Here is a 25787-nt window from a genome sequence, read left to right on the forward strand (position 1 = left end):
CGGTGCTTCGTCCGAGAGCCGCTCAAGGCCTGTTCGAGGCCCGTTCCACGACTGTTCGCCGAGTGTTCGAGCTCCGCTGTCCGGGCGTGCGTCCGTGGGAGGTCCGTGGGACGTCCGTGCGGCGGACGGGTCAGTGGTGGTGCGGCCCGGTTCCCCGGGCCTCGGCGAGCGCGCGCAGCGCGCGGGCGTCGCCGATGGCCTGCTGCTTGGCCACGCCGGGCTGGATGCCGAGGGCGGGCAGGCTCGTACCGTCGCTCAGGTCCAGGAACACCCACGGATCGCCCGGGCGGAGGTTGACGCGCAGGATCTGCGCCCACTCCAGGCGGCGGGTGTTGGTCAGGTTCACGACGGTGACGCCCGCCTCGTCCGCGACCACCTTGGGGCGGCTGAGCAGGACGAGTACGGACGACAGCAGGACGGCGGTGAAGATGAAGCTGATCCGCTCCCCCGGGCCGAGGTTCTCCAGCAGGAGGGCGATCGCCGTGATGGTGGCGAACATGGCGAGCCCGACGCCCAGCAGGACGGCCCGGGTACGGGTCGGCCGGAAGGTGACCGGCAGAGCGGGCAGTGCGGGCTGGGCGGCGGACTCGGCCATGATGCGGGAGATGCCTTCGGGAGGGGGCGTACGGATCGGAAGGACGTACGGGTCAGAGACGGCAGGCGTGGATCGAGGTGGTGAGGATCGCGCGCGCGCCGAGCTCGTACAGGTCGTCCATGATCCGCTGCGCCTCCTTGGCCGGGACCATCGCACGGACGGCGACCCAGCCCTCGTTGTGCAGCGGGGAGATGGTCGGCGACTCCAGGCCCGGGGTGAGGGCGACGGCCCGCTCCAGGTGCTCGGCGCGGCAGTCGTAGTCCATCATCACGTAGCTGCGGGCCACCAGGACGCCCTGGAGGCGCCGCAGGAACTGCTGGGCCTGCGGGTTCTCGGCGTCGGCCCCGTTGCGGCGGATGACCACGGCCTCGGAGGTGAGGATCGGCTCGCCGATGACCTCCAGGCCGGCGTTGCGCAGGCTGGTGCCGGTCTCGACGACGTCCGCGATGACCTGGGCGACGCCGAGCTGGATGGCGGTCTCGACCGCGCCGTCCAGGTGCACGACGGAGGCGTCGATGCCCTGCTCGGCGAGGTGCTTGGCGACGATTCCCTCGTACGAGGTCGCGATCGTCATCCCCGTGAAGTCCTCGGGGCCCTTCGCCGTGCCGGGCTTGGTGGCGTAGCGGAAGGTGGAGCGGCCGAAGTTCAGCGGGAGGATCTCCTCCGCGCTGGCGCCGGAGTCGAGCAGCAGGTCACGGCCGGTGATGCCGATGTCGAGCTTGCCCGAGGCGACGTAGATCGCGATGTCCTTGGGGCGGAGGTAGAAGAACTCCACCCCGTTCTCGGGGTCGAGGACCACGAGCTCCTTGGACTCCTTGCGCTGGCGGTAGCCGGCCTCATGGAGCATCGCCGACGCCGCTCCGGAGAGTGAACCCTTGTTGGGGACGGCGATGCGCAGCATGGGTCTTCCTTCAGTGCGTGGATTGCGAAAGGTGTGGGGTGAGCGGCGGGCGGGGGACCTGCGGGACGGGCTCCGGCCTAGAGGTGCGCGTAGACGTCGTCGAGGGAGATCCCGCGCGCGACCATCATCACCTGGACGTGGTACAGCAGCTGGGAGATCTCCTCGGCGGCGGCTTCCTTGCCCTCGTGCTCGGCGGCCATCCAGACCTCGGCGGCCTCCTCGACGATCTTCTTGCCGATGGCATGGACGCCCTTGCCGACGAGCTCGGCGGTGCGGGAGGAGCCGGGGTCGCCGGTGGCGGCCTTGAGCTGGAGCTCGGTGAAGAGCTCTTCGAAACTCTTGGAGGGTGTGTTCGCCATGATGGTCCTCAGAATACGGGGTCCCCCGTCGCCACTCAGCGCCAGGGTTCGCTGACGGACCGCAGGGTCGCAGCAGTCGAGACGGCGGCGATGACCGCTTCGTGTCCCTTGTCCTCGTTCGACCCCTCGAGCCCGGCGCGGTCCAGCGCCTGCTCGTCGTTGTCGCAGGTCAGTACGCCGAAGCCGACGGGGACTCCGGTGTCGATCGACACCTGCACCAGGCCTTGGGTGACGCCCTGGCAGACGTATTCGAAGTGCGGGGTGCCGCCGCGGATGACGACTCCGAGGGCGACGATGGCATCGTAACCGCGACCGGCCAGTACCTTCGCCACGACCGGGAGCTCGAAGCTGCCCGGGACGCGGAGCAGGGTGGGCTCGTCGATGCCCAGTTCGTGCAGGGCGCGCAGGGCGCCGTCGACGAGCCCGTCCATGACCTTCTCGTGCCACTGGGCCGCGATGACGGCGACCCGGAGGTCTCCGCAGTTCCTGACACTCAGTTCGGGTGCGCCCTTGCCGCTCACAGCTGTGCTCCTCGGTTCTTCGTGGTTCGTGGTTCGTGGTGTGTGCTGGTGCTGGTGCTGGTGCTGGTGGTTCGTAGGTGCTTACTGGTTGCCGCAGGCGGAGGTGGTCACGGCCTGGTCCAGCCAGGGCAGGTCGTGACCCATCCGGTCCCGCTTCGTGCGCAGGTACCGCAGATTGTGCTCGCCCGCCTCCGTGGGCATGGCCACCCGGTCGTTGACCGCGATGCCGTGCCGTACGAGGGCGGCGGACTTGTCGGGGTTGTTGGTCAGCAGCCGGACGCTCTTGACGCCGAGGTCGGCGAGGATCTGCGCGCCGGCGCCGTAGTCGCGGGCGTCGGCCGGCAGGCCGAGTTCCAGGTTGGCGTCCAGGGTGTCGCGGCCGCGCTCCTGGAGCTCGTACGCGCGCAGCTTGGACACCAGTCCGATGCCGCGGCCCTCGTGACCGCGCAGGTAGACGACGACGCCGCGGCCCTCCTCCTTGATGCGGGCCATGGAGGCGTGCAGCTGGGGGCCGCAGTCGCAGCGCAGGGAGTGGAAGATGTCGCCGGTCAGGCACTCGGAGTGGACTCTGACCACGATGTCCTGGCCGTCGCCGATCTCGCCGTGGACGAGGGCCACGTGCTCGACGCCGTCGGAGATGGAGCGGTATCCGTACGCCGTGAAGTCGCCGTGGGCGGTCGGCAGGGCCACCGTGGCCTCGCGGCGCACGGTCGGCTCGGCGGAGCGGCGGTAGGCGATCAGGTCCTCGATGGAGATGATCGTCAGGCCGTGCTTGCGGGCGAACGGGATCAGCTCGGGCAGGCGCAGCATGACGCCGTCCTCGCCGGCGATCTCCACGATCGCGCCGACGGGGCGCAGGCCCGCGAGGCGGGCGAGGTCGACGGCGGCCTCGGTGTGGCCGTTGCGGACCAGGACGCCGCCGGGCTTGGCGCGCAGCGGGAAGACGTGGCCGGGGCGCACGAAGTCGGACGGCTCGCAGACCCCGTCGGCGAGCATCCGCAGGGTGGTGGAGCGGTCGGCGGCCGAGATGCCGGTGGTGACGCCGTGGGCGGCACTGGCGTCGACGGAGACGGTGAAGGCGGTCTGCATCGACTCGGTGTTCTTCTGGACCATCTGGGGCAGTTCGAGCCGCTCCAGCTCGGGGCCCTCCATGGGGGCGCAGATCAGGCCCCGGCACTCGCTCATCATGAACGCGACGATCTCGGGGGTGGCCTTCTCGGCGGCGATGACGAGGTCGCCCTCGTTCTCGCGGTCCTCGTCGTCCACGACGACCACCGGCCGGCCGGCCGCGATGTCGCGGATGGCCTGCTCGACGGGGTCGAGCCGGAAGACGGCGTCGAGGACGGCGTCGATGTCGGGCACGGGCTTGAGGGTGGTCATGCCGTTGCTCCTTCCAGGGCCGTGGCGGGGGTGGTGCGCGAACGCTGGTACCAGTCGTGGGCGCCCCACAGGACGAGCGCGAAGTAGACGACGTAGACGAGGCCGGAGAAGGCCAGTCCGTTGGTGAAGGCGAGCGGGACGCCGACCAGGTCGACGAGGAGCCAGGCGAACCAGAACTCGACGAGGCCCCGGGCCTGGGCGACCATCGCGACGATCGTGCCGACGAAGATGTAGGCGTCGGCCCACGGGCTCCACGACAGGTTCGGGAAGAGCGTGAACAGGCCGCCGACGGCCAGGGTGCCGAGGGCCGCCCCGCCGAGGAGCAGTCCGCGCTCCGTCCAGGTGGCGGTGCGCACCGCGAGGGTGCCGTCCTGGGCCTGCCGGCGGCCGCGCTGCCAGGCGCGCCAGCCCCAGGCTGCCACGCCGATGACGAGGAGCTGCTTGCCGACGCCGCCGGTGAGGTGGGCGGAGGCGTACGCGGCTATGAGGATCAGGCCGGACAGGAGCTGGGCGGGCCAGGTCCATAGGGAGCGCCGCCAGCCGAGGGCGAGGGCCGCCAGGCCCATCAGGTTGCCGATCATGTCGGACCAGATGACCTTCTGGCCGAAGACCGCGAAGGCCTCCGCGTTGAGCCAGGTCAGGGCGGTCACGGCTGGTCCTCCTTGGCGGTCAGCGGGTCCACGCCCGAAGCCAGCAGGCGCTCGACGTACTTCGCGAGGACGTCGACCTCCAGGTTGACCGGGTCGCCGGGCTGCTTGAGGCCGAGGGTGGTCAGCGCGAGGGTGGTGGGGATGAGGCTGATGGTGAACCAGTCCGCGGCGGCCTCGACCACGGTCAGGCTGACGCCGTCCACCGTGATGGAGCCCTTCTCCACGACGTACCGGGACAGGTTCTGCGGGAGCGAGACCTTGACGATCTCCCAGTGCTCGGAGGGCGTCCTGGACAGGATCTCGCCGGTGCCGTCCACGTGCCCCTGGACGAGGTGTCCGCCGAGCCGTCCGCCGAGGGCCATCGGGCGCTCCAGGTTGACCCGGGAGCCCGCGTGGAGGGCGCCGAGGCTGGAGCGGTTCAGGGTCTCCTGCATGACGTCCGCGGTGAACTCGCCGTCGCCGGTCTCCACGACGGTCAGGCAGACGCCGTTGACGGCGATGGAGTCGCCGTGCTTGGCGCCGTCGGTGACGACGGGTCCGCGCAGGCGGAAGCGGGAGGCCTCCGAGAGTTGCTCGACGGCGGTGACCTCGCCCAGTTCTTCGACGATTCCGGTGAACACTCAGTGCTCCTTGGGGGCGGTGGGGGTGGGGACGGCTTCGGACACGGGTACGGCGGTGATGCGGAGATCGGTGCCGACGCGGACGGCCTCGGTGATGTCGAGGCGCACCGCGCGGGTGATGTCGGTGATGCCGGCGTCGGCGAGGGCGGCGGGGCCGGAGCCGAGGAGGGCCGGGGCGAGGTAGCCGACGACGCGGTCGACGGCTCCGGCTTCGAGGAAGGCGCCCGCGAGGGTGGGGCCGCCTTCCAGGAGGAGGGAGCGCACACCGCGGGCGTACAGCCGGCCGAGCAGGTCGTGGACGGCGATGCGGCCGTCGTGCAGGGGGAGCCGGAGCAGGTCGACGCCCGGCAGGTGCCGGGTGTCGGCGTCCTCGCCGACGACGAGCAGCGTGGGCGCGGCGTCGTCGAGGATGCGGGCGGTGGGCAGCAGGCCGGCGCGGGTGTCGAGGGCGATGCGCAGGGGCTGGGTGGCGGCGGTGGTGCCGGCGAGTCCGCGTACGGCCAGGTGCGGGTCGTCGGTGCGCAGGGTGCCGCCGCCGACGAGGACGGCGTCGGCCTCGGCGCGCAGCCGGTGGACGTCGGCGCGGGACTCCGGGCCGGTGATCCAGCGGCTGCTGCCGTCCGCGGCGGCGCTGCGGCCGTCGAGGGTGGCGGCGTACTTCCAGGTCACGTGCGGGCGGCCCAGGCGTACGGAGGTGAGCCAGGCGGCGTTGCCTGCCGCGGCCTCGGCCTCCAGGAAACCGCCCTCGGCCTTGATCCCGGCGGCGCGCAGGGTGGCGGCGCCGCCGCTGGCCTGTGGGTTCGGGTCCGGGACGGCGTAGACCACGCGGGTGACGCCGGCCTCGACGAGCGCCTGGGCGCAGGGCCCCGTACGACCGGTGTGGTTGCAGGGTTCGAGGGTGACGTACGCGGTGCCGCCGCGGGCCGCTTCGCCGGCGGCGCGCAGGGCGTGGACCTCGGCGTGCGGGCCGCCGGCCCGCTCGTGCCAGCCCTCGCCGACGACGGTGCCCGCGGCGTCGGTGATGACGCAGCCGACGACCGGGTTGGGGCTGGTGGAGCCGAGGCCGCGGGCGGCGAGCTCGACGGCGCGGCGCATGGCCTGCGCGTCGGCGACGGCGCCGGCGTCGACATCGGGCTCGCCGAAGGCGTCGTGCGGTGCGTGCGCGGCGTGGTTCGCCACCGGGTCCTCCTGCCTCGTCGGGCACGGACTCCGGGGCCTGTCGGGATACGACAGATGAAGCGGTACAGCACACACGGGGACGCCGAGGCCGGAGAAACGGTCCGTCCGGACGTATCCGCAGGGATACGCCGATGAACCGCCGACGGCGGCGTACCGGTGACTGGCCCGCCGCGCACTGCCTCCCATCCGGACTTTCACCGTCGGTCCAGGAATTTCACCTGATCAACCGGCCGCTGGCTGCGGACGGGTCGCGGACTATACCGCCGGTTCGGAATTACACCGACCCCGGAGTGCGCTGCTTACTGGTACTGCTGCCAGTTTGCCACGGGTGATCGGCGGCCATGCGAGCGAGGGACTGTGGCCTGGGTCACAGGGAGCCCGTCGCGCGGGAGTCCGTCAAGTAGGCCCGCTATTGGTCCAGACCTATTGACGGGGTGGTCTAGTCCTCTTAACGTTCCCTTCATCTTCCCCGGGAGGCAGCCCGTCAGATGTGCGCACGTCACGGGCCAACACGCACCACTTCTCCGCCTGTTGTGTCCTTCGTGTCCTGCCATCCTCCCCTCCCCAGGAGGCACCATGCTGTCCCCCACACGTACGAGAGCGATGCTCCTGGTATCCGGCGCGGCGATCGCCGGACTGCTGGTGGGCGGGCTCTCGGCGGGCGTTTCACACGCTGCCGACAACGAGAGCTGTCGCCCGGACGGGCTGTACAAGACGGCCGGCGTCGACGTCCCGTACTGCTCCGTCTACGGCTCCGAGGGCCGCGAGAAGATGGGCGCCGATCACCAGCGGCGGGTCATCGGATACTTCACCGGCTGGCGGACCGGCAAGGACGGCACCCTCGCCTACCTCGCCAACAACGTCCCGTGGTCCAAGGTCACCCACCTGAACTACGCCTTCGCCCACGTCGGCTCCGACAACAAGATCTCGGTCGGCACCGACAACGCGAACAACGCCGCCACCGGGATGACCTGGCCGGGCGTGGCGGGCGCCGAGATGGACCCGGCCCTCCCGTACAAGGGCCACTTCAACCTGCTGAACAAATTCAAGAAGCAGTACCCGAACGTCAAGACGCTGATCTCGGTCGGCGGCTGGGCCGAGACCGGCGGCTACTTCGGCGACGACGGCAACCGCGTCGCCTCCGGCGGCTTCTACTCCATGGCCACCAACGCCGACGGCTCCGTCAACCAGGCCGGCATCGACACCTTCGCGGACTCCTCCGTCGAGTTCATCCGCAAGTACGGTTTCAACGGCGTCGACATCGACTACGAGTACCCGACCACCATGAAGGACGCGGGCAACCCGCTGGACTGGCAGCTCTCCAACGCCCGCCGGGCCGGCCTCGTCCAGGGCTACGCCGCCCTGATGAAGTCGCTGCGCGAGAAGCTCGACCGCGCGGGCGCCGCCGACGGCAAGCACAACCTGCTCTCCGTCGCAGCCCCCTCCTCCGGCTACCTGCTGCGGGGCATGGAGACGTTCCAGATGCAGCAGTACCTGGACTACGTCAACATCATGTCCTACGACCTGCACGGCGCCTGGAACGAGTACGTCGGCCCGAACGCCTCGCTCTTCGACGACGGCAAGGACGGCGAACTGGCCGCCGCCGGCGTCTACTCCACCTCCCAGTACGGCGGCATCGGCTACCTGAACTCCGACTGGGCCTACCACTACTTCCGCGGCTCCATGCCGGCCGGCCGCATCAACATGGGCCTGCCGTACTACACCCGCGGCTTCAAGAACGTGCAGGGCGGCACCGACGGACTGTGGGGCAAGGCCCCGTCGGCCACCTGCCCGGCCGGCGCGGGGCTGACCAAGTGCGGCGACGGCGCGGTCGGCATCGACAACCTGTGGCACGACCTGGACACCAACGGGGTCGAGTCCCCGGCGGGCTCCAACCCGATGTGGCACGCGAAGAACCTGGAGAAGGGTGTCGTAGGCGACTACGTCACGAAGTACGGCTTCCCCGCGAACACCACGCTGACCGGCACCTACGTCCGCAAGTACGACTCCACGCTGGTGGCGCCGTGGCTGTGGAACGCCCAGAAGAAGGTCTTCCTGTCGACGGAGGACGAGCAGTCGGTCGCCGCCAAGGCCGACTACGTGGTGGACAAGGGCATCGGCGGCACGATGGTCTGGGAGCTGGCGGGCGACTACGGGTACAACGCCGCCAAGGGCCAGTACGAGATGGGTGACACCCTCACCTCCCTGATGTACGAGAAGTTCAAGTCGGCCGCCCCCTACGGCGCGAGGAAGGCGGGCGCGGCCCTGCCCGCCCAGGCCGTGGACATCAAGACGGAATTCACCGAGTTCAAGCTGGGTGACGCCAACTACCCGATCACCCCGAAGCTCAAGATCACCAACAATACGAAGACCACGCTGCCGGGCGGCACCGAGTTCCAGTTCGACTACGGGACCTCGGCCCCGAACAACGCCTCCGACCAGTCCGGCTTCGGCACGAAGGTGATCACCAGCGGCCACACCGGCACCAACGTCGGCGGCCTGAAGGGCGACTTCCAGCGGGTCTCGCTGAAGCTCCCGGCATGGCAGACGCTGGCTCCCGGCGCCTCGGTCGACCTGGCGTTCAACTACTACCTGCCGGTCTCCACGCCCTCCAACTGGACGGTGAACATCTCCGGCACCACCTACGCCCTCGCCGGGGACCTGGCGCGCGGCACGACGGTGACGGAGCCGGGCGGCACCCAGCCCCCGACCACCCCGCCCACCACTCCCCCGACGACGCCGCCGACGACTCCCCCGACCACACCGCCGGGCGGGACCTGCACGAGCCCGGCGTACGTCGCGGGCACGGTCTACAACAGCGGGAACCTCGTCTCGCACAAGGGCCACACCTGGAAGGCCCAGTGGTGGACGCAGAACGAGGAGCCCGGCACCACCGGCGAGTGGGGCGTCTGGAAGGACCAGGGCGCCTGCTGACACCGCGCAGGTGCCGCAGGTGAAGGGACGTGAGGACCCGGTGGCCCGGCGGCCACCGGGTCCTCGCACGTCCGGCCGCGGGGTGCGGGGTGTGGCGAATCCGGAGAAGCTGGAACTCCGTCAGCGGCAGCCGTCACATTTCCCGGGGCTGTCCGGTCTCACCTGGTGAACGGAAACCCTGCAGGGAAGGAACGGACGCCATGAGCACGATCCTGGTCACCGGAGGCACCGGAAACCTCGGCGGGGCGGTCGTCACCCGGCTGCGGGCGGCGGGCCACGACGTACGGGTCCTGAGCCGCCGCGCGAAGGACTACCCGGTGGATCTGCGGGACGGCAGCGGGCTGGACGCGGCGATGGCCGGCGCGCAGGTGGTCGTGCACTGCGCGAGCACCCCGCGCGGCGGCGACGACGTGGCCGCCGGGCACCTGATCGAGGCGGCCCGGCGGGCCGGGACGGTCACGAACATCGTCTACATCTCGATCGTCGGGGTGGACGCGGTCCCGTTCGGCTACTACACGATGAAGTACCAGGTCGAGCGGATGCTGGAGGCGTCGGGGCTGGGTGTCACGATCCTGCGGACGACGCAGTTCCACGACCTGGTGGCGATGCTGGTGGACGCGCTGGCGAAGGTGCCGGTGGTGCCGGTTCCGCTGCCGAAGGGCGTCCGGGTGCAGCCGATCGCCGTCGAGGAGGTGGCGGACCGGCTGGCGGAACTGGCCGTCCCCACCCCGGCGGGGCGGGTCACGGACATGGGCGGCCCGGAGATCCACACGCTGGTGGAGCTGGGCCGGGCGTACCTGGCGGCGACGGGGCGCAGGCGCAAGGTGTTCGCGCTGCCACTGGCGGGGAAGGCGTACGCGGCCTTTCGCCGCGGCGGCAACCTGGCCCCGTCCCACGCGGTCGGCAAGATCACCTTCTCCGAGTTCCTGACGGCCCGGGCGGCACGGTGATCGTTTCGGTGGTGTCCATGCCGGAGGGCATCGTGCGGCGCACCTCGGTGTCGGAGGCCCGTGAGCGGCTCGCGGAATCCCGTTTCCTGTTCGTGGACGCGGAGCTGCCCGAGGTGGCCCCGCCCGGGGAAGAGCCGGTCGCCCACCTGCTCGGGCTGGAGGCCGAGGACCTGGCGTGGCTCGGCCGGGAGGAGGAGGCCGCCCGCGCCGAGTACCTCGGGGACGCCGCCGCGTTCGTCGTCCCCGCGATCGAGGCGGGCGAGATCATCCACCTCCACGTCCTGGCCACCGAGCGGTACCTGGTCACCGTGCACCGGGGACCGGCCGGGCTGGTGGAGAGCCTCGTCGCCCGCTTCAAGCACGAAAGGCCGCCCGACGCCGTGGCCACGCTGTTCCTGTTGCTCGGCGAGGCTCTGGAGACCTATCGGCGGTCAGCCGTCCGGGCCCTTCTGGAGGTGGAGGACCTGGAGGACGAAATGTTCCGGCAGCGGGAGCCGGAGCAGCTCTACCGCCTGGCGCGGCTGCGCCGGACCGCGGCGCTCCTGCACCAGACCCTCCTCCCCTACCGCCAGGCGGCGGAGGAGGCCATCACGCGCCGGGTGCTGAACCGCGACTTCCCGGAGGAGCGCAAGCGGCTCGCTCGTGAGTACCAGCGCACGTCGGGGCTGGTCCTCACGGACATCGAGGCACTCCAGGAGGCCGCCCGGCGAGGCTTCAGCACCTACTCCTCGCTGGTGTCCGGCGAGCAGAACGGTGTGATCAACCGGCTGGCGATCGTTTCCACGATCTTTCTGCCGCTGAGCTTCGTGACGGGGTTCTTCGGCATGAACTTCGCCTACCTGTCGGACGAGCTGGAGAGCCGGGCCATCTTCTGGGTGCTCGCCGTGGGCCTCCAGGTGATCTTCCTGGCCGGCGCGCTCTTCCTCCTGCACCGCACCCGCATCTGGCGCAGGCTCCGCGACGACGAACGCATCGAAGACGACGGCGGGTAGGCCGTCCGGTCCGGTGCGGTTCAGGGAGCGAAGAGGTCCGCCTGGGCGGCTTCGCGGGCGGCCAGGCGGGCACCCGTGAGGACCGCCGGGTCGCCGAGTGCGGTGGCGCGGACCTCCATCGGCACGGGGGTCAGCTCGGCCAGCCGGCGGGCGACCGCGGCCGCAAGGCCCGCGCCGCCCGCGTGGCCGAGCGCGCCCGCCAGGACCAGGCATCCCGGGTCCAGGACGGCCGCGACGGCGGCCGCACCCAGGGCCAGCCGCTGGGCCAGCGCCTCCAGGAAGGCCTCGCCCGCGGCGCCCGCCACCGCCTCCTCGACCGGCCCGGCGTAGCCGTGCTCCGCGGCGAGCGCGGCCACGGCGTCCCGGCCGACCAGCGCGTGGAAGCCGCCGCCGCAGTCCGTGGCGGAGGGCAGCCGGCCCGTGCCCGGCACCGGGAGGAAGCCGATCTCGCCCGCGCCGCCGGAGGCTCCGCGGCGCAGCCGCCCGTCCAGCACGACCGCCGCGCCGACGCCCGCGCCGAGCCACAGCAGTACGAAGGAGTCCAGGTCCCGGGCCGCGCCGACCCGCTGTTCGGCGAGGGCCGCCAGGTTGGTCTCGTTCTCCACGACGACCGTGGCCGTCAGCCGCCGCTGGAGGGCCGCCACCAGGTCCCGGTGCCAGGCGGGCAGTCCGGCGGTGCTGTGCAGCTCCCCGGCCGGGGCCACCAGACCCGGGGCGCCGACCACCACCGTGTGCAGCCGGTCCGCGCCTGCCTCCCGGGCGAGGTCCTCCAGCCGGGTCACGGCCTCGTCGACGGCGTCCACCGGGAGCGCGGCCCGGGCCAGCGGGCGGCCGAGCAGGTCCGCGACCACCGCCGTCGCGCTGTCCGTCCGTACGTCCAGGGCCGCCAGGTACGCGCGGCGGGCGACGATCCCGTACAGCCGGGCGTTGGGGCCGCGGCGCTGCTCGCCCGACTCCCCCACCACCTCGATCAGCCCGGCGTCGGTGAGCCGCTCGACGAGATCGGCGACCGAGGGGCGGGACAGGCCGGTCATGGCCTTGAGCTGAGTGGCGGTCAGCGGCCCCTGCTCCTGCAGGAGTCCCAGGGCCAGACGGTCGTTGATGGCCCGGGCCGTGCTCGGCGAGGCGGGCGACGGGGCGGCGGGGGTCAGGGCCTTGGCAGGAGTCACGGCGCCCATCTTAGGTAGCTCGGGCATGCTAACTATCAGGCAGGGTCCCTGATAGTTTAAATCCATGACAGGGGAAACAGACCTCAGCCCGGCGCGCCTGCGCCATGCCCGCTTCGCCATCGCCGCCGTCTTCTGCACCCACGGGGCCGTCACCGGCTCCTTCGCCACCCGTATCCCCTGGATCCAGGACCACGCCCAGCTCAGCGCGGGCACCCTGGGCCTCGCCCTCGCCTTCCCGGCCCTGGGCGCGGCGGTCGCGATGCCGCTGGCCGGCCGGATCAACCACCGCTTCGGGGCCCGCGCCGCGCTGCGCGCGCTGCTGGTGCTGTGGACCCTGTCCCTGATCCTGCCGAGCCTCGCCCCGAACCTGGCCACCCTGTGCTTCGCCCTGTTCGTCTACGGAGCGACCGCCGGGATGGCGGACGTGGCGATGAACGCGCTGGGCGTGGAGACCGAGAACCGGCTCGGCCGCTCGATAATGTCCTCGCTGCACGGCATGTGGAGCGTGGGCGCGCTGATCGGTTCGGCGGCCGGCACGGTCGCCGCGCACGCCGGGGCCGACGCCCGGCTGCACCATCTGGTCGCCGCGCTCGCCCTGACCGCGGCCGGGCTGGTCGCCGTACGAGGGGTGCTCGATCTGCACAGCGCCGCGGGGGCTCAGGCCCCGCCGCACTTCGCGCTGCCCCCGAAGTCCGCGCTGCTGATCGGCGCGATCGGGTTCTGCGCGGTCTTCGCGGAAGGCGCGAGCATGGACTGGTCCGCGGTCTACCTGCGGGACGTGCTCGACACCAACGCCGGGGACGCGGCCGCCTGCACCACCGCGTTCGCGCTCACCATGGCGCTCGCCCGGCTCGTCGGGGACCGGGTGGTGGACCGGTTCGGGGCGGTGCGCACGGTCCGGGCGGGCGGGCTGCTGGCCACCGCGGGCGGGGTGCTCGTGGTGGCGGCCGGGGATCCGGCCGTGGCGATCGCGGGCTTCGGGCTGATCGGGCTCGGCATCGCGGTGGTGGTCCCGCTGGCCTTCGCGGCGGCCGCGCGCAGCGGGCCTGCCCCGGCGCAGGCCATCGCGGGCGTCGCGACGATCACGTACACCTCGGGGCTGATCGCACCGTCGGCGATCGGCGCGGTGGCGGACGCGACCTCGCTCGTGGTGTCCTTCGGGCTGGTCACGCTGCTCGCGTTCGCGCTGGTGGCGGGGGCCGCCGTACTGCGGCAGAAGCCGGCGGCGGCCGGGGCCGTGCCCGTGGATCGGGACGAACCGGCGGGTATCCGACCGTAAAATGGCGCCGGCCGCCGGGGCATGCCCCGGCGGCCAGTTGCTTGACCAATCGGTGTCGTTCGGTTCGACGGAAGTGGTGGAGACATGGGCCTCGGCGTGCGCTGGACCCTGCACGGAGACGGGCGGACCCCCGCCCCCGGAGCGGTGGTGCGGCCGGACGAGCGGCTGTCGTGGCCGCGGACCGCCGGGCTCGGTGCCCAGCACGTCGTGGCGATGTTCGGGGCGAGCTTCGTCGCGCCGGTCCTGATGGGCCTGGACCCGAACCTGGCGATCATGATGTCGGGTGTCGCGGCGGCCATCTTCCTGCTGGCCACGCGCGGGCGGGTGCCCTCGTACCTGGGCTGCTCCCTCGCCTTCGTGGGCGTCGCGGCGGCGATCCGGGCGGGCGGCGGGGACAGCGCGGTCGTCACGGGAGCGGTGTTCGTGGTCGGCGTGGTCCTGTTCCTGGCGGGGCTCGCCGTGCAGCGCTTCGGGGCACGGATCATCCACGCGGCGATGCCGCCGGTGGTGACGGGCGCGGTGGTGATGCTGATCGGCTTCAACCTGGCGCCGGTGACGGCCTCGACGTACTGGCCGCAGGACCAGTGGACGGCGCTGCTGACCATGCTGTTCACGGGGATGGCCGTGGTCTGCCTGCGGGGTTTCTGGTCGCGGATCGCGATCTTCCTCGGGCTGATCTTCGGGTACGCCATCTCCTGGGTCTTCGACCTGGTCTTCGGCAAGATCCACTCGACGGTGGGCGGGGCGGAGGCCGTCGACCACTGGCGGCTCGACCTCTCCGGGGTCGGCAAGGCGGACTGGATCGGGCTGCCGAGCTTCCACGCGCCGCAGTTCGAGTGGTCGGCGATCCTGATCGCGCTGCCGGTGGTGATCGCCCTGATCGCCGAGAACACCGGGCACATCAAGGCGGTCGGCGAGATGACCGGCGACCCGCTCGACGACAAGCTCGGCACGGCGATCGCGGCCGACGGCGCCGCGTCGATGCTGTCCACGGCGGTGGGCGGCCCGCCGAACACCACGTACTCCGAGAACATCGGCGTGATGGCGGCCACCCGCGTCTACTCGACCGCGGCCTACTGGGCGGCGGCCGGCTTCGCGCTGCTCTTCGGCGTGTGCCCGAAGTTCGGCGCGGTCGTCGCCGCGATCCCCGGCGGGGTGCTCGGCGGGATCACCGTCATCCTGTACGGGATGATCGGCCTGCTCGGCGCGCAGATCTGGATCAACGGCGGGGTGGACCTGCGCAATCCGCTGAACCTGGTGCCGGCCGCGGCGGGCATCATCATCGGCATCGGCGGGGTGAAGCTGCAGTTCACGGACAGCTTCGAGCTGGGCGGCATCGCCCTCGGCACGATCGTGGTGATCACGGGCTACCACGCGCTGCGGTACTTCGCGCCCGCGCACCTGAAGCAGCAGGGGCCCCTGCTCGACTCGGGCACGTCGGCGTACGACACCGGCGACGCGGACACGGCCGCGGACCTGGACGAGGGCGACGCCGCCCGGGGCACCCGCCCCTGAGCGAGCCGGCGAGCGGTCCGGGTTCGCCCGAACCGGCGAAGCACACGGCCAAGTTCCCCGGATCCGCACCGCCGGCTGCGACGCTGCCACCCATGGAAGCGGTACTCGCGCGGATGCGCGCCCTGGACGAGCGGCTCCCCGCGCAGGACGGTGTCGCCGTCTTCAACCGGGTGTACCTGACGGTGACGGAGACGCTGCACGCGCGCATCTCCCACGGGGAGTTCCCGGCGCCGCGGCGGGCGGAGGCTCTGAGCGTACGGTTCGCGGAGCGGTACCTGACGGCGGTGGAGGCGGACCGGGCCCCGGCCTGCTGGCGCCCACTGCTCCAGTACCGCCGCCACCCCGGGGTCCGGCCGCTGCAGCACGCGCTGGCCGGGATCAACGCGCACATCGGGCACGACCTGGCGCTGGCGGTGGTGGCCACCTGCCGGGCCCTGGACTGCGAACCGCGGGCTCTGGAGGCGGACTTCGACCGGGTCGGCGACACCCTGGTCTCCCTGGAGGAGCACATCCGGGAGGACCTGATGCCCGGCCCGGACCTGCTGGAGATCGCGGACCCGCTGACCCATCTGCTCGGTTCCTGGAGCCTGGACCGCGCCCGCGGCGCCGCCTGGTCGGCGGCCCGCCTCCTGTGGACCCTGCGCCGCTCGCCCGACCTGGCCGAGGAGTTCACGGACTCCCTGGACGCCGGCGTGGGCCTGGTGGGCCGCTGCCTCCTGACCCCGACCTCCTGAGCGGGCGCATGAAGACGGGCCGCCGCCGCGCTCGTGGCGCGGGGGCGGCCCGTGGTCATGGGGCCGGAGTGACCGGGTGGGTCAGTCCTCCGGGAGTTCGACCGGGGCTATCTCGTCGTAGAGGTCGCCCGGGCCGGGGTTGGTGGCGTCGGTGGAGCCGCCGAGGTGGTGCATGACGCCCCAGACCGCGTTCAGCGCCGTCTGGACCGCGCCCTCGGCCCAGCCCGCCGTCCAGGAGATGTCGTCGCCCGCGAGGAAGATGCCGCGCTTGTCCTCGGGGAGGCGGTCCTGCATGAAGTGGGTGAACAGGCGCCGCTGGTAGCGGTAGTGGCCCGGCAGGTTGGCCTTGAACGCGCCCATGAAGTAGGGCTCGTTCTCCCAGGACACGGTCACCGGGTTGCCGATGATGTGGCGGCGGATGTCGACCTTCGGGTAGATCTCGCCGAGGGACTTCAGCATGACCTCCATCCGCTCGTTCGCGGACAGCGGCAGCCACTTCAGGCTGTCGTCGCACCACGTGTACGAGAGGCAGATGACGGCCGGCTGGTCCGGGCCGTTGTCCAGGAGGTACGTACCGCGCGTCATGCGGTCCGTCAGGGTCATCGACATGACGTCGCGGCCCGTCTCCTCATCCTTGTCCAGCCAGAACGGCCGGTCCACGGGAATGAAGAGCTTGCTGGACTCCATGTAGTGGGTGCGCTCGATCGCCGTCCAGTGGTCGATCGGGAACAGCGTGTCGTCGCACTCGATCTTGGACAGGAGCATCCAGGACTGGGCGGTGAAGATCGCGGCACGGTACGTACGGATGTCGCCGGAGGCGTCGGTGACCGTGATGCGGTTGCCGGCCGTGCGGTGCAGGCGGGTCACCGCCGGGCGCGGGGCGCCCTCGTGCAGGGTGGACAGCGAGGTGCCCTGCGCCCAGTGGACGATCTTCTCGGGCTCGCGCTCCCACAGCCGCACCGGCAGCTGCTGCGAGCCGCCCACGATGCCGCGGTGGTGGTCGTCCGCCTCGGTGTAGACGACGCGCAGGATCTCCAGGATGGAGTTCGGGAAGTCGGTGTCCCAGCCGCCCGTGCCGAAGCCGACCTGGCCGAAGATCTCGCGCTTGCGGAAGGACTGGAAGGCCTCGGACTTGCAGAGGAAGCCGTAGAAGGTCTCGTCGTCGAGCTTCTCGACGAGCTTGGCCCAGATCTCGCGGATCCGCGGGACGTCCCGCTCGCGCATCGCCTGGTTCATGTCGGAGAAGTCGGCGCCCTCGTCGAGGCAGGCGTTCCACGCGGCCGACACGTCGCGGTAGACCTGCGGGAGGTCGGCGATGGTCTCGGCGTAGTGGGTCTCGCCCTTGAGGTCCACGACCGTCGAGGGGGTGGACTCGGCGAGCGGGTTCGGGAAGGGCTCGGTGACCAGGCCGACCAGGTCGATGTAGTGCTGGAGCGCGGTGGAGGACGGCGGGAAGCGCATGGCGCCCATCTCCGCCGTCAGACCCTCGGTGCCGGCGCCCTCGAAGCCGACGGTGCGCAGCCGGCCGCCGATCTGGTCCGCCTCGTAGACGACGGGCTTGAGGCCCATCTTCATCAGCTCGTAGGCGGAGATGATGCCGGACAGCCCGCCGCCGATGACGGCGACCTCGGTGCCGAACTCGGTCGCCGGGATCTGGCCCAGGCCCGCGGGGTGGGCGAGGAAGTCGTCGTACGCGTACGGGAAGTCCGGGCCGAACATGGTGATCGGCGGCTGTCCGTCGCTGTGCGGGACGGCGGTGGTGGGCACCGTGGACGTCATGGGGTACGGCTCCTTGCGGGGGTGGGGCAGGGGGGAGGGCGCTGGCGGGGCTCAGACGAGGGAGGCGTAGAGCCCGGGGCGGCGGTCGCGCAGGTACGGGTTGGTCTCGCGCGAAGCGCGCAGCAGCTCGGGATCGGCCTCGCCGATCACCAGCTCCTCGCCGCGCCCGGCCCGGGTGCGGGTCGCCCCGTCGGGGCTCGCCAGGCAGCTGAGTCCGACGAACTCGAACTCGCCTTCCGGACCGGTGCGGTTGACGTACGCGATGTACATCTGGTTCTCGAAGGCCCGTACGGGGACGAGCTGTTCGGCGACGAACTGGAACGGGTGCATCTGCGCGGTCGGCACCAGGAGGAGGTCGGTGCCGGCCAGGGCGTGGGCCCGGACGTTCTCCGGGAACTCCACGTCGTAGCAGATCATGATGCCGATGCGCAGGCCGTTCAGCTCCGCCTGGACGACGGGGGTGTCGCCGGGGGTGAAGGCGTCCTGCTCGAAGCAGCCGAAGAGGTGGGTCTTGCGGTAGTTCGCGAGCCGGGCCCCGTCGGGGCCGATGAGCTGGGCCGCGTTGTAGACGGTGTCGCCCTCGCGCTCGGGGTAGCCGTACAGGACGGCTACGCCGTGGCGGCGGGCGATCTCGCCGATGGCGCGGGCCGACATGCCGTCGGCGGCCTCGGCGAGGGCGGCGACGTCCTCGACCTCCAGCGCGTAGCCGGTCAGGAACATCTCCGAGGTCACGAGGAGCCCGGCACCCGCCCGTGCGGCGCGTTCCGCAGCCCCGTCGAGCGCCTTCAGGTTCTCGGCGGTGTCGCCGAGCCGTCCGGAGCTCTGGAGGAGGGCGGTGCGCAGCGGGGGCATGGGCGTACCTCTGTGGCAGGAGGGGAGTGGGTCCTATTGAAGGTACGTTCACCCGTTCGACGCCGACAAGCCATGACTGTTGCGCTCCGCGCATCGATTCGTTGCGCGTTTCACGGCTCGGACGGAGATTCGTTGTGCGGGGCCGTTCATTCCCTGCCGACGGGCGCGTAGCGACTGCCGGGGTGTGAGGGGCATAAACGCGACCGCGCCGGATGCTGACCTTCTTGACCGTCCTCATGACCGTCGTCACCAGCAGAAGTCGTCACCAGCAGAAGGAGTCTCCCACCTCATGGCGCCCGACATCGACACGGCCACCCCGCTCCACGTACTCGACAACCCGGTCTGGGCCGCCCTGAGCGGCCCGAGCAGCGCCTTCGCCGAGACCGGGCCCCGGGGGCTCGCGGCCCGGTACGTCGCCGACACCTCGCCGTTCGTCGCGCTCGCGGACCCCGAGGACCCGGAGGCCTGGGCCGATCTGGCCGCGCTGGCCGGGCCGGGCCAGACGGTCTGGATCACCGGCCTGCCGACGCCGCCCGCGGGGTGGACGACGGAGGACTCGATACCGGGCGTGCAGCTCGACGGCGGGGCGGTACGGGCCGAGTCCGCGCCCGAGGCGGTCCTGCTGGGGCCGGCCGACGTACCGGAGATGCTGGAGCTGGTCCAGCTCACGAAGCCGGGGCCGTTCGCGCGGCGCACCGTCGAGCTGGGCACGTACCTCGGGATCCGCCACGAGGGCCGGCTCGTCGCGATGGCGGGGGAACGGATGCGCCCGCCGGGCTGGTCGGAGATCAGCGCGGTGTGCACGCACCCGGACCACCGGGGCAAGGGGCTCGCGGGCCGGCTGATCCGGGCGGTGTCCGCCGCGATCCGCGAGCGCGGCGACCGCCCGTTCCTGCACGCGGCGGCGGAGAACACGGGTGCCATCGCCCTCTACGAGTCGATGGGCTTCACCCTGCGCCGCCGCCCGCTCTTCATCGGAGTCCGCACCCCGGACACGACGGACTGACGCAGGGCCTCGTACGGCCGGAGGAACCCGGCGGGCAGGTTTCGCGGAGCGGAGAGCGGTCAGACGCGTCGGTAATCCACGGAAAGGAACTGCCATGACCGACGTCTCAAGGCTGCCCGGCTCCGCGCACCATCACTGGCAGTGGCAGCTGCGCGCGGCCTGCCGGAACCTGGGCCCCGGGCGCTTCTACCACCCGGCGGGTGAGCGGGGCGAGGAGCGCGAGGACCGCGACGAGGCCGCGAAGCGGGTGTGCGCCGTCTGCCCGGTCCGTGCCGCGTGCCTGGAGCACGCGCTGCGGACCCGGGAGCCGTTCGGGGTGTGGGGCGGGCTGACCGAGGAGGAACGCCGTCCCCTGCTGGTGTCGGCCGGCCGCCGCACCGATGCGGCCCACGTGAGTGCCGGGCACCGCTGAACGCCGCCCGCGGGACCCCGGACGCGGCTGCGCCCCGGCATAGGGATGCCGGGGCGCAGGGGTGTCCGGGGTGCGGGGGGTACGACCTCTAGGCCGGGGCGCCCGAGGTGAAGCGGCGCAGGAGTGGGGACAGGACCAGCACCGACTTGGTGCGCTCCACGAACGGTTCGCCCGCGATGCGCTCCAGTACGCGCTCGAAGTGGCGCATGTCGGAGGCGAAGACCTGGACGAGGGCGTCCGCGTCGCCGGTGACGGTCGACGCGGACACCACCTCGGGGTACCGCTCCAGCCCTCGCCGGATGTCGTCCGGCGAGGTGTTGTGGCGGCAGTAGATCTCTATGAAGCCCTCGGTCTCCCAGCCCATGGCGGCGGGGTCGACGCGGACGGTGAAGCCCGTGATGGCTCCCTCGGCCCGCAGCCGGTCCACGCGACGCTTCACGGCCGGGGCCGAGAGTCCGACCTCGGAGCCGATGTCGGCGTAGGAGCGGCGGGCGTCCTCGGCGAGGGCGTGCACGATGCGTTCGTCGAGATCGTTCAGTCGCACTGCGGGTGGATCACTTTTCTGCTGTGGCCACTTCTGCCGTGGCCAGTCGGGAGCGGCGGATGCCGTACAGGAAGTAGACCACGAGGCCGACGGCCATCCAGACACCGAAAGCGATCCACGTGGCGGTCGGCAGGCTGTACATCATGTAGCCGCAGGCGAGGAAGCCGAGGATCGGCGTGACCGGGAAGAGCGCCACGTTGAAGGTGCGCGGCATGTCCGGCTTGGTGCGGCGCAGGATCACGACGGCGATGTTGACGAGGGCGAAGGCGAAGAGGGTGCCGATGCTGGTCGCGTTGGCCAGCTCACCCAGGGGGATGAACGCCGCGAGCGCGCCGCAGAAGAGGGAGACGATCACCACGTTGGCGCGGGGGGCGCCGGTCTTCTCGTCGACCTTGGCGAAGACCTTGGGGACGAGGCCGTCGCGGGACATCGCGAAGAGGATGCGGGTCTGGCCGTAGAGGACGGCGAAGACGACGGAGGCGATGGCGACGACCGCGCCGGCGGCGAGGACGACGCCCCAGAAGGAGTCACCGGTGACGTTGGTCATGATCTGCGCCAGCGCGGCCTCGGTTCCCTCGAAGTCCTGCCACGGCATGGCGCCGACGGCGACGAAGGCGACGAGGCAGTACAGGATGGTGACGATGCCCAGCGAGAGCATGATCGCGCGGGGCAGGTCCTTCTTCGGGTTCTTGGCTTCCTCACCGGCGGTGGAGGCGGCGTCGAAGCCGATGTACGAGAAGAAGAGCGTGGAGGCGGCGGCGCTGATGCCGGTGACGCCGAGCGGGGCCAGCGGGGCGTAGTTGCCGGACTTGATGCCCATGACGCCGATGCCGATGAAGAGCACCAGGGTCACGATCTTCACGACGACCATGATCGTGTTGATCCGGGCGCTCTCCTTGGCGCCGCGGAGCAGGAAGACCATGGCGAGCAGGACGACGACCAGGGACGGCAGGTTGATGATGCCGCCGTCGCCCAGCGGGGCGGCGGAGAGCTTCTCGGGGAGCGTGACGCCTATGGTCCCGTCGAGGAGCTCGTTGAGGTACTGGCCCCAGCCGACGGCGACGGCCGAGACCGAGACGGCGTACTCCAGGACCAGGCACCAGCCGCAGACCCAGGCGATGAACTCGCCCATGGTGGCGTACGAGTACGAGTACGAGGAGCCGGAGACCGGCACCGATCCGGCCAGCTCCGCGTAGGAGAGGGCCGAGAAGAGGGCGGTCAGGCCCGCGATGATGAAGGAGATCGTGACGGCCGGGCCGGCCTTGGGGGCCGCCTCGCCGAGGACGACGAAGATGCCGGTGCCCAGGGTGGCGCCGATGCTGATCATGGTCAGCTGCCACATGGTGAGCGAGCGGCGCAGGTTTCCGCCCTCGCCCTGGCCGCCCTCGGCGACCATCTGCTCGACCGGCTTGCGGCGCAGCAGAGGGTTCACAGGCTTGCGGGGCCCGGAGGTGAGCGGTGGCGCCTGGCCGGTTTCGAGCACGAGGGGACTCCTTTGACACTGCGGATGGGGACTGAGGCATCGACCGCAGCGGTCCGGAGCAGGACACAGACAAGGAGCCTGGGCATGGGGGGACCGCCGAGCAGGCGGTCCGCGCCACTCCACGTACAGCGAGTGAGCCTACGAGCTGAGTGATACCGCCCGTAATGCACCATCCTTGCACATTGCCGCACGATCGTTGCGCGGATCTGTCCTGGATGGTCCTTTGTTGCGCACGGATGATCGATCAATGCGTACGCCCCCTTTGTCCCTTCCGTTGACACCTCGTCAGATCTGCCGCAGCATGCCGCCGGGACCGACGACCGGAGGCGCGCCGTGAACGCCGAGAACGCCGTGAACGCCGAGAGCACCGCCACGCACTGGCTGGACCCGGGGCCCTTCCTGCGCGGGGTCGCCTGGCTGGACAAGGGGCGCCCGGTCCGGGCCGACCCGGAGGACGGCATGCGGCTGCCCTGGGACACCGGGGAGCGGGCCACCCTGCCGATAGGGGTGCGTCTGGAGTTCACGGCGCACGCGGCGCACGCCGTGGAGATCCGCTACCGGGCGACCGTGCCCGGCCCCACCGACGCGCTGCGCGACCTCGCGCACTGCTTCGCCCTGTGGGACCGGCACGGGGTGGTCCGCGAGGTCTGGACCGACCCGGCCGCGGAGGCCGTCGTACGGATCGAACTGCCCGGCGGGAGCGGCCCGTTCACCCTCCACCCGCCGGAGGGGCAGTCCCCTCTGATCCTCGGCCTGCGCGGGGTCGGCGGTGCCGTGGCCCCTGCTCCGGCCGGCCCGCGCTGGGTGGTGCACGGCGATTCGATCACCGAGGGCTGGTGGTCGACCCGGCCCGCCCACGGCTGGCCCGCGGTCGCCGGGCGGGCGCTGGGCTGGGACACGGTCAACCTCGGGTACGCGGGCGCCGCCCGCGGGGAGCTCGCCACCGCCGAGCAGATCGCCGGCCTGCCCGCCGATGTCCTCACCCTCGCGTTCGGCACCAACTGCTGGTCCCGCGTGCCCTTCTCGGCGCCCCTGCTGTACGAGACCACCCGCGCGTTCCTCGACCTGGTCCGCCAGGGGCATCCCCGCACCCCGCTGCTGCTGGTCTCCCCCGTACTGCGGCCCGACGCCGAGCGCACCCCGAACCGGCTCGGCGCCACCCTGGGCGCCCTGCGCGATGCGATGGAGCGGGCGGCCCACGACCGGATCGCCGCCGGGGACGACCGTCTCGCCCTGCTGCCGGGCCGTGACCTGCTGGGACCGGAGCACCTGGCGGACGGACTGCACCCCAACGACTCCGGACACCAGGTCCTCGGCCTCGCTGTGGTCACGGCTCTGCGGCGCTCCGGGTTCGGTCCCGGGTGAGTGAAACAGCCCACAGGAATCCGCTTGAACAGATCGACCCCAACAGGGCGTGTCCTGAGCACAGTTGCCGACGCACCGCGGAAACGGGCGGCGGACACGGAGACACCGACGTGGGAGAGATCAAGATGGGCATCAAGCGCGGAACCACCCTGGCCGCCGTCGCAGTCGTCGTCGCCCTGACGGCGACCGCCTGCGGCGGGGACGACAAGGCGGGCGATGCGAAGCCGGCCGGGGCCGCGGCCCAGGCTCCCGCCGCCGCTTCCGGCGCCGGCGCCTACGGCTCCGACTACGGTTCCGACTCCGGCGCGGGAGCCGCCGCCGGCGCGGACGCCAAGGGTGCCGGACAGCTGGCGGTCGCCCAGAACGAGCAGATCGGCGCCCTCCTCACCGACAGCGCCGGCTTCACCCTCTACCGCTTCGACAAGGACACCGCCAAGCCGCCGAAGTCCAACTGCGACGGGGACTGCGCGAAGGCCTGGCCCGCCGTACAGGCCGGCGACGCCACCGCGGCCGCGGGCATGGACGCGTCGCTGCTGGGCGAGGTCGTGCGCACCGACGGCAGCAAGCAGCTGACGGTGGCCGGCTGGCCGGTGTACCGGTACAGCAAGGACACCAAGGCGGGCGAGACCAACGGGCAGGGCGTCGGCGGGACCTGGTTCGCCTTCGCCCCCGACGGCAAGAAGGCCGCCAAGGCGGCCCCGGCGCCGGCGCCGGCCGGTGCGGGCCAGGCCTCGGGCGCGCTGACCGTGGCCAAGGACCCCAAGCTGGGCGAGCACATCGTCGACGGCAACGGGATGACCGTCTACCGGTTCAAGAAGGACACCGCCTGGCCGATGGCCTCCAACTGCACCGGCGACTGCGTGGCCAAGTGGCCGGTCGTGCCCCCGGTGGACAAGGCCAACGCCAAGGGCATCGTGGAGAAGGGCTACTCGGTCCTGGACCGCCCCGACGGCATGAAGCAGCAGGCCATCGACTGCTGGCCCGTCTACACCTTCACCGGTGACAAGAAGGCCGGCGACATCAACGGCCAGGGCGTCGGCGGCACCTGGTACGCGGTGTCCCCCGACGGCAAGCTGATCACCACTTCCTGATCCACCGCCCCTCCCCCGTATCCCCCCACACCCGAAACCGCGCGGCCCCCTGCCCCTCTCCCCCCTGGCAGGCGGGCCGCGCACCGTTCCGCCCCGGCGCGCTCGTCCATACACTCCACCGCATGCTGCGCGTACTGGCCGTCGACGACGAGAAGCCGCTCCTGGAGGAGCTCCTCTACCTGCTGAGCTCCGACCCCCGGGTGCTGAGCGCCGAGGGCGCCTCGGACGCCACGGAGGCCTTGCGGCGGATCACCCGGGCCCTGGAGAGCGGCCCCGAGGGGCCCGACGGCATCGACGTCGTCTTCCTCGACATCCACATGGCGGGGCTGACCGGCCTGGACATCGCCCGGCTGCTGGCCGGGTTCGCGCGGCCGCCGCTGATCGTGTTCGTCACCGCCCACGAGGGGTTCGCCGTCCAGGCCTTCGACCTCAAGGCCGTGGACTACGTGCTCAAGCCCGTCCGCCCGGAGCGGCTCGGCGAGGCCGTCCGGCGGGCCTGCGCCCAGCTGGGCCGGGCCGCCGCGCAGCCGCCCGAGCCCGCGGAGCCGGCCGGGACCGCCGGTCCGGCCGGCCGGGCCGGTCTCCCCGCTCCCCCCGGCCCCTCCGTCCCGCCGCAGCGCCGCCCCGCCCCCGAGCTCACCGTCGCCGACCGCACCGCGGACCAGATCGCCGTCGAGCTGGGCGGCGTCACCCGGTTCGTGGCGATCGCCGACATCGCGTACGTCGAGGCCCAGGGCGACTACGCCCGGCTGCACACCGACGAGGGCAGCCACCTGGTCCGCATCCCGCTCTCCACGCTGGAGGAGCGCTGGGCGGCCCGCGGGTTCGTCCGCATCCACCGCCGCCACCTGGTGGCCCTCGGCCGGATCGACGAGCTCCGGATGGACGCCGGCACCACCAGCGTCCGCGTCGGATCCGCCGAGCTCCAGGTCAGCCGGCGCCACGCCCGCCAGCTGCGGGACCTGCTGATGCGCCAGGCGACCGGCTAGGCCGTGTCGGCCGCCGACCGTCCGGCGTGCCCGTGTGCCGTTCGTCGCGCCGAACGGGACGTACGGCGCCCCGCGCCCGCCGTCGGTCGCAGGGCGGTCGCCGCCGCCCGCAGCCGACCGGCCCCGGACCTATGGTGGAGCCGCCGGGAACGAGCTGGGGGGTGCGGATGGCCGAGATCCAGGCGCTGCTCGACGCGCTGGCCGTACTGCCCCGGACCCCGCCCGCCGGCCCCGCCGAGGCCGAGCTGCTGCTCGCCCGGCTGCGCAGCGCCGCCGCCCGCTGGGCCGACGTCCTGTACGAGGCCAACGAGGGCGTCCGCCAGCAGCTCCCGCCCCGCGCGGAGGCGGCGCTGACCCTGGCCTTCCGCCGCGCCGAAGACTCGTACGTGGAACTGGAGATCGCGCTGCGCGACTGCGCAGAACACCGCGACCCCGCCCGCTGACACCCCTTTTCGGCCGGTGGGAGGGGGTGGGATCGGCCCGGTTCG

25 protein-coding genes and 1 riboswitch are annotated in these 25787 nt (G+C 72.0%); of the genes, 12 read left to right on the forward strand and 13 right to left on the reverse strand.

Going from position 1 to position 25787, the window contains the following annotated elements; genetic code table 11:
* Positions 1–130: 130 nt before the first annotated feature.
* The 8 genes from OG509_RS07960 to ribD all read right to left on the reverse strand — a co-directional run bounded on the left by OG509_RS07960 (position 131) and on the right by ribD (position 6121).
* Positions 131–595: a PH domain-containing protein gene (locus OG509_RS07960; RefSeq protein ID WP_030157594.1), complete on the reverse strand. Its 465-nt coding sequence runs from the start codon at positions 593–595 to the stop codon at positions 131–133.
* Between the two features lie 52 nt (positions 596–647).
* Complete coding sequence (gene hisG, locus OG509_RS07965; RefSeq protein ID WP_053693951.1) at positions 648–1496, reverse strand: ATP phosphoribosyltransferase; 849 nt, start codon at positions 1494–1496, stop codon at positions 648–650.
* Between the two features lie 77 nt (positions 1497–1573).
* The gene (locus OG509_RS07970; RefSeq protein WP_403740563.1) at positions 1574–1855 is read right to left on the reverse strand and encodes a phosphoribosyl-ATP diphosphatase; all 282 of its coding nucleotides are present in this window, start codon (positions 1853–1855) and stop codon (positions 1574–1576) included.
* Positions 1856–1890: 35 nt separating this feature from the next.
* Positions 1891–2376, reverse strand: coding sequence for a 6,7-dimethyl-8-ribityllumazine synthase (gene ribH, locus OG509_RS07975; protein ID WP_048475497.1), 486 nt, complete (start codon positions 2374–2376; stop codon positions 1891–1893).
* Positions 2377–2457: 81 nt separating this feature from the next.
* Positions 2458–3756, reverse strand: coding sequence for a bifunctional 3,4-dihydroxy-2-butanone-4-phosphate synthase/GTP cyclohydrolase II (locus tag OG509_RS07980; protein ID WP_406181267.1), 1299 nt, complete (start codon positions 3754–3756; stop codon positions 2458–2460).
* Positions 3753–4406, reverse strand: a complete 654-nt coding sequence (locus OG509_RS07985; protein WP_406181269.1) for a nicotinamide riboside transporter PnuC — start codon at positions 4404–4406, stop codon at positions 3753–3755. Before OG509_RS07985 ends, OG509_RS07980 begins: the two co-directional genes overlap by 4 nt.
* Positions 4403–5026: a riboflavin synthase gene (locus tag OG509_RS07990; RefSeq protein ID WP_406181271.1), complete on the reverse strand. Its 624-nt coding sequence runs from the start codon at positions 5024–5026 to the stop codon at positions 4403–4405. The genes OG509_RS07985 and OG509_RS07990 overlap by 4 nt, the downstream gene beginning before the upstream one ends.
* Positions 5027–6121: a bifunctional diaminohydroxyphosphoribosylaminopyrimidine deaminase/5-amino-6-(5-phosphoribosylamino)uracil reductase RibD gene (gene ribD, locus OG509_RS07995; protein WP_406187503.1), complete on the reverse strand. Its 1095-nt coding sequence runs from the start codon at positions 6119–6121 to the stop codon at positions 5027–5029. It lies immediately after the preceding gene.
* Positions 6122–6373: 252 nt separating this feature from the next.
* A riboswitch (FMN riboswitch) is annotated at positions 6374–6503 on the reverse strand.
* A 278-nt stretch (positions 6504–6781) separates the two neighbouring features.
* Here ribD and OG509_RS08000 point away from each other — a divergent pair.
* The 3 genes from OG509_RS08000 (at position 6782) to OG509_RS08010 (ending at position 11081) form a co-directional block, all read left to right on the forward strand.
* Entirely contained in the window at positions 6782–9139 is a 2358-nt protein-coding gene (locus tag OG509_RS08000) for a chitinase C-terminal domain-containing protein (protein ID WP_406181273.1), read from the forward strand.
* Between the two features lie 200 nt (positions 9140–9339).
* The gene (locus OG509_RS08005; RefSeq protein ID WP_406181275.1) at positions 9340–10089 is read left to right on the forward strand and encodes an SDR family oxidoreductase; all 750 of its coding nucleotides are present in this window, start codon (positions 9340–9342) and stop codon (positions 10087–10089) included.
* 17 nt (positions 10090–10106) lie between these two features.
* Positions 10107–11081: a CorA family divalent cation transporter gene (locus OG509_RS08010; RefSeq protein WP_406187504.1), complete on the forward strand. Its 975-nt coding sequence runs from the start codon at positions 10107–10109 to the stop codon at positions 11079–11081.
* A 20-nt stretch (positions 11082–11101) separates the two neighbouring features.
* Here the strand turns inward: OG509_RS08010 and OG509_RS08015 are convergent, their stop codons facing one another.
* Positions 11102–12259, reverse strand: a complete 1158-nt coding sequence (locus OG509_RS08015) for an ROK family transcriptional regulator (protein WP_406187505.1) — start codon at positions 12257–12259, stop codon at positions 11102–11104.
* A 55-nt stretch (positions 12260–12314) separates the two neighbouring features.
* Here OG509_RS08015 and OG509_RS08020 point away from each other — a divergent pair, with 55 nt between their 5' ends.
* From OG509_RS08020 to OG509_RS08030, 3 genes are all read left to right on the forward strand, one after another.
* Positions 12315–13529 (forward strand): MFS transporter, encoded by a 1215-nt coding sequence (locus OG509_RS08020; RefSeq protein ID WP_406181277.1) that lies wholly within the window; start codon positions 12315–12317, stop codon positions 13527–13529.
* 84 nt (positions 13530–13613) lie between these two features.
* Positions 13614–15044, forward strand: a complete 1431-nt coding sequence (locus OG509_RS08025) for a uracil-xanthine permease family protein (RefSeq protein WP_406181279.1) — start codon at positions 13614–13616, stop codon at positions 15042–15044.
* Positions 15045–15136: 92 nt separating this feature from the next.
* Positions 15137–15778: a DUF5995 family protein gene (locus OG509_RS08030; protein ID WP_053693960.1), complete on the forward strand. Its 642-nt coding sequence runs from the start codon at positions 15137–15139 to the stop codon at positions 15776–15778.
* Positions 15779–15859: 81 nt separating this feature from the next.
* Here OG509_RS08030 and OG509_RS08035 read toward each other — a convergent pair whose 3' ends face one another.
* Together OG509_RS08035 and OG509_RS08040 are read right to left on the reverse strand one after the other, a co-directional pair.
* Positions 15860–17557 carry a flavin monoamine oxidase family protein gene (locus OG509_RS08035; RefSeq protein ID WP_385582029.1) on the reverse strand — a complete coding sequence of 566 codons (1698 nt, stop codon included), beginning with the start codon at positions 17555–17557 and terminating at the stop codon, positions 15860–15862.
* A 51-nt stretch (positions 17558–17608) separates the two neighbouring features.
* Entirely contained in the window at positions 17609–18409 is an 801-nt protein-coding gene (locus OG509_RS08040; RefSeq protein WP_406181281.1) for a carbon-nitrogen hydrolase family protein, read from the reverse strand.
* Between the two features lie 289 nt (positions 18410–18698).
* On the opposite strand from OG509_RS08040, the gene OG509_RS08045 reads away from it, so the two are divergent.
* Together OG509_RS08045 and OG509_RS08050 are read left to right on the forward strand one after the other, a co-directional pair.
* Positions 18699–19415, forward strand: a complete 717-nt coding sequence (locus OG509_RS08045) for a GNAT family N-acetyltransferase (protein WP_406181283.1) — start codon at positions 18699–18701, stop codon at positions 19413–19415.
* Positions 19416–19509: 94 nt separating this feature from the next.
* Positions 19510–19827 (forward strand): WhiB family transcriptional regulator, encoded by a 318-nt coding sequence (locus OG509_RS08050; protein ID WP_406181285.1) that lies wholly within the window; start codon positions 19510–19512, stop codon positions 19825–19827.
* Between the two features lie 88 nt (positions 19828–19915).
* Here the strand turns inward: OG509_RS08050 and OG509_RS08055 are convergent, their stop codons facing one another.
* Together OG509_RS08055 and OG509_RS08060 are read right to left on the reverse strand one after the other, a co-directional pair.
* The gene (locus OG509_RS08055; RefSeq protein ID WP_007262967.1) at positions 19916–20371 is read right to left on the reverse strand and encodes an Lrp/AsnC family transcriptional regulator; all 456 of its coding nucleotides are present in this window, start codon (positions 20369–20371) and stop codon (positions 19916–19918) included.
* Positions 20372–20381: 10 nt separating this feature from the next.
* On the reverse strand, positions 20382–21854 hold the full coding sequence (locus OG509_RS08060; protein ID WP_406181287.1) for an amino acid transporter: 1473 nt from the start codon (positions 21852–21854) through the stop codon (positions 20382–20384).
* Between the two features lie 333 nt (positions 21855–22187).
* Between OG509_RS08060 and OG509_RS08065 the strand changes: the two genes are divergently transcribed.
* The 4 genes from OG509_RS08065 to OG509_RS08080 all read left to right on the forward strand — a co-directional run bounded on the left by OG509_RS08065 (position 22188) and on the right by OG509_RS08080 (position 25742).
* On the forward strand, positions 22188–23219 hold the full coding sequence (locus OG509_RS08065) for a GDSL-type esterase/lipase family protein (RefSeq protein WP_406181289.1): 1032 nt from the start codon (positions 22188–22190) through the stop codon (positions 23217–23219).
* Between the two features lie 125 nt (positions 23220–23344).
* Positions 23345–24310: an SCO0930 family lipoprotein gene (locus OG509_RS08070; protein WP_406187506.1), complete on the forward strand. Its 966-nt coding sequence runs from the start codon at positions 23345–23347 to the stop codon at positions 24308–24310.
* Between the two features lie 122 nt (positions 24311–24432).
* Entirely contained in the window at positions 24433–25299 is an 867-nt protein-coding gene (locus OG509_RS08075) for a LytR/AlgR family response regulator transcription factor (RefSeq protein WP_406181291.1), read from the forward strand.
* A gap of 167 nt (positions 25300–25466) precedes the next feature.
* On the forward strand, positions 25467–25742 hold the full coding sequence (locus OG509_RS08080; protein WP_385582009.1) for a hypothetical protein: 276 nt from the start codon (positions 25467–25469) through the stop codon (positions 25740–25742).
* Positions 25743–25787: the final 45 nt, after the last annotated feature.

Origin of the sequence: Streptomyces sp. NBC_01006, assembly GCF_045162725.1 — a bacterium.
In the GTDB taxonomy this organism is placed as follows: Bacteria; Actinomycetota; Actinomycetes; order Streptomycetales; family Streptomycetaceae; genus Streptomyces.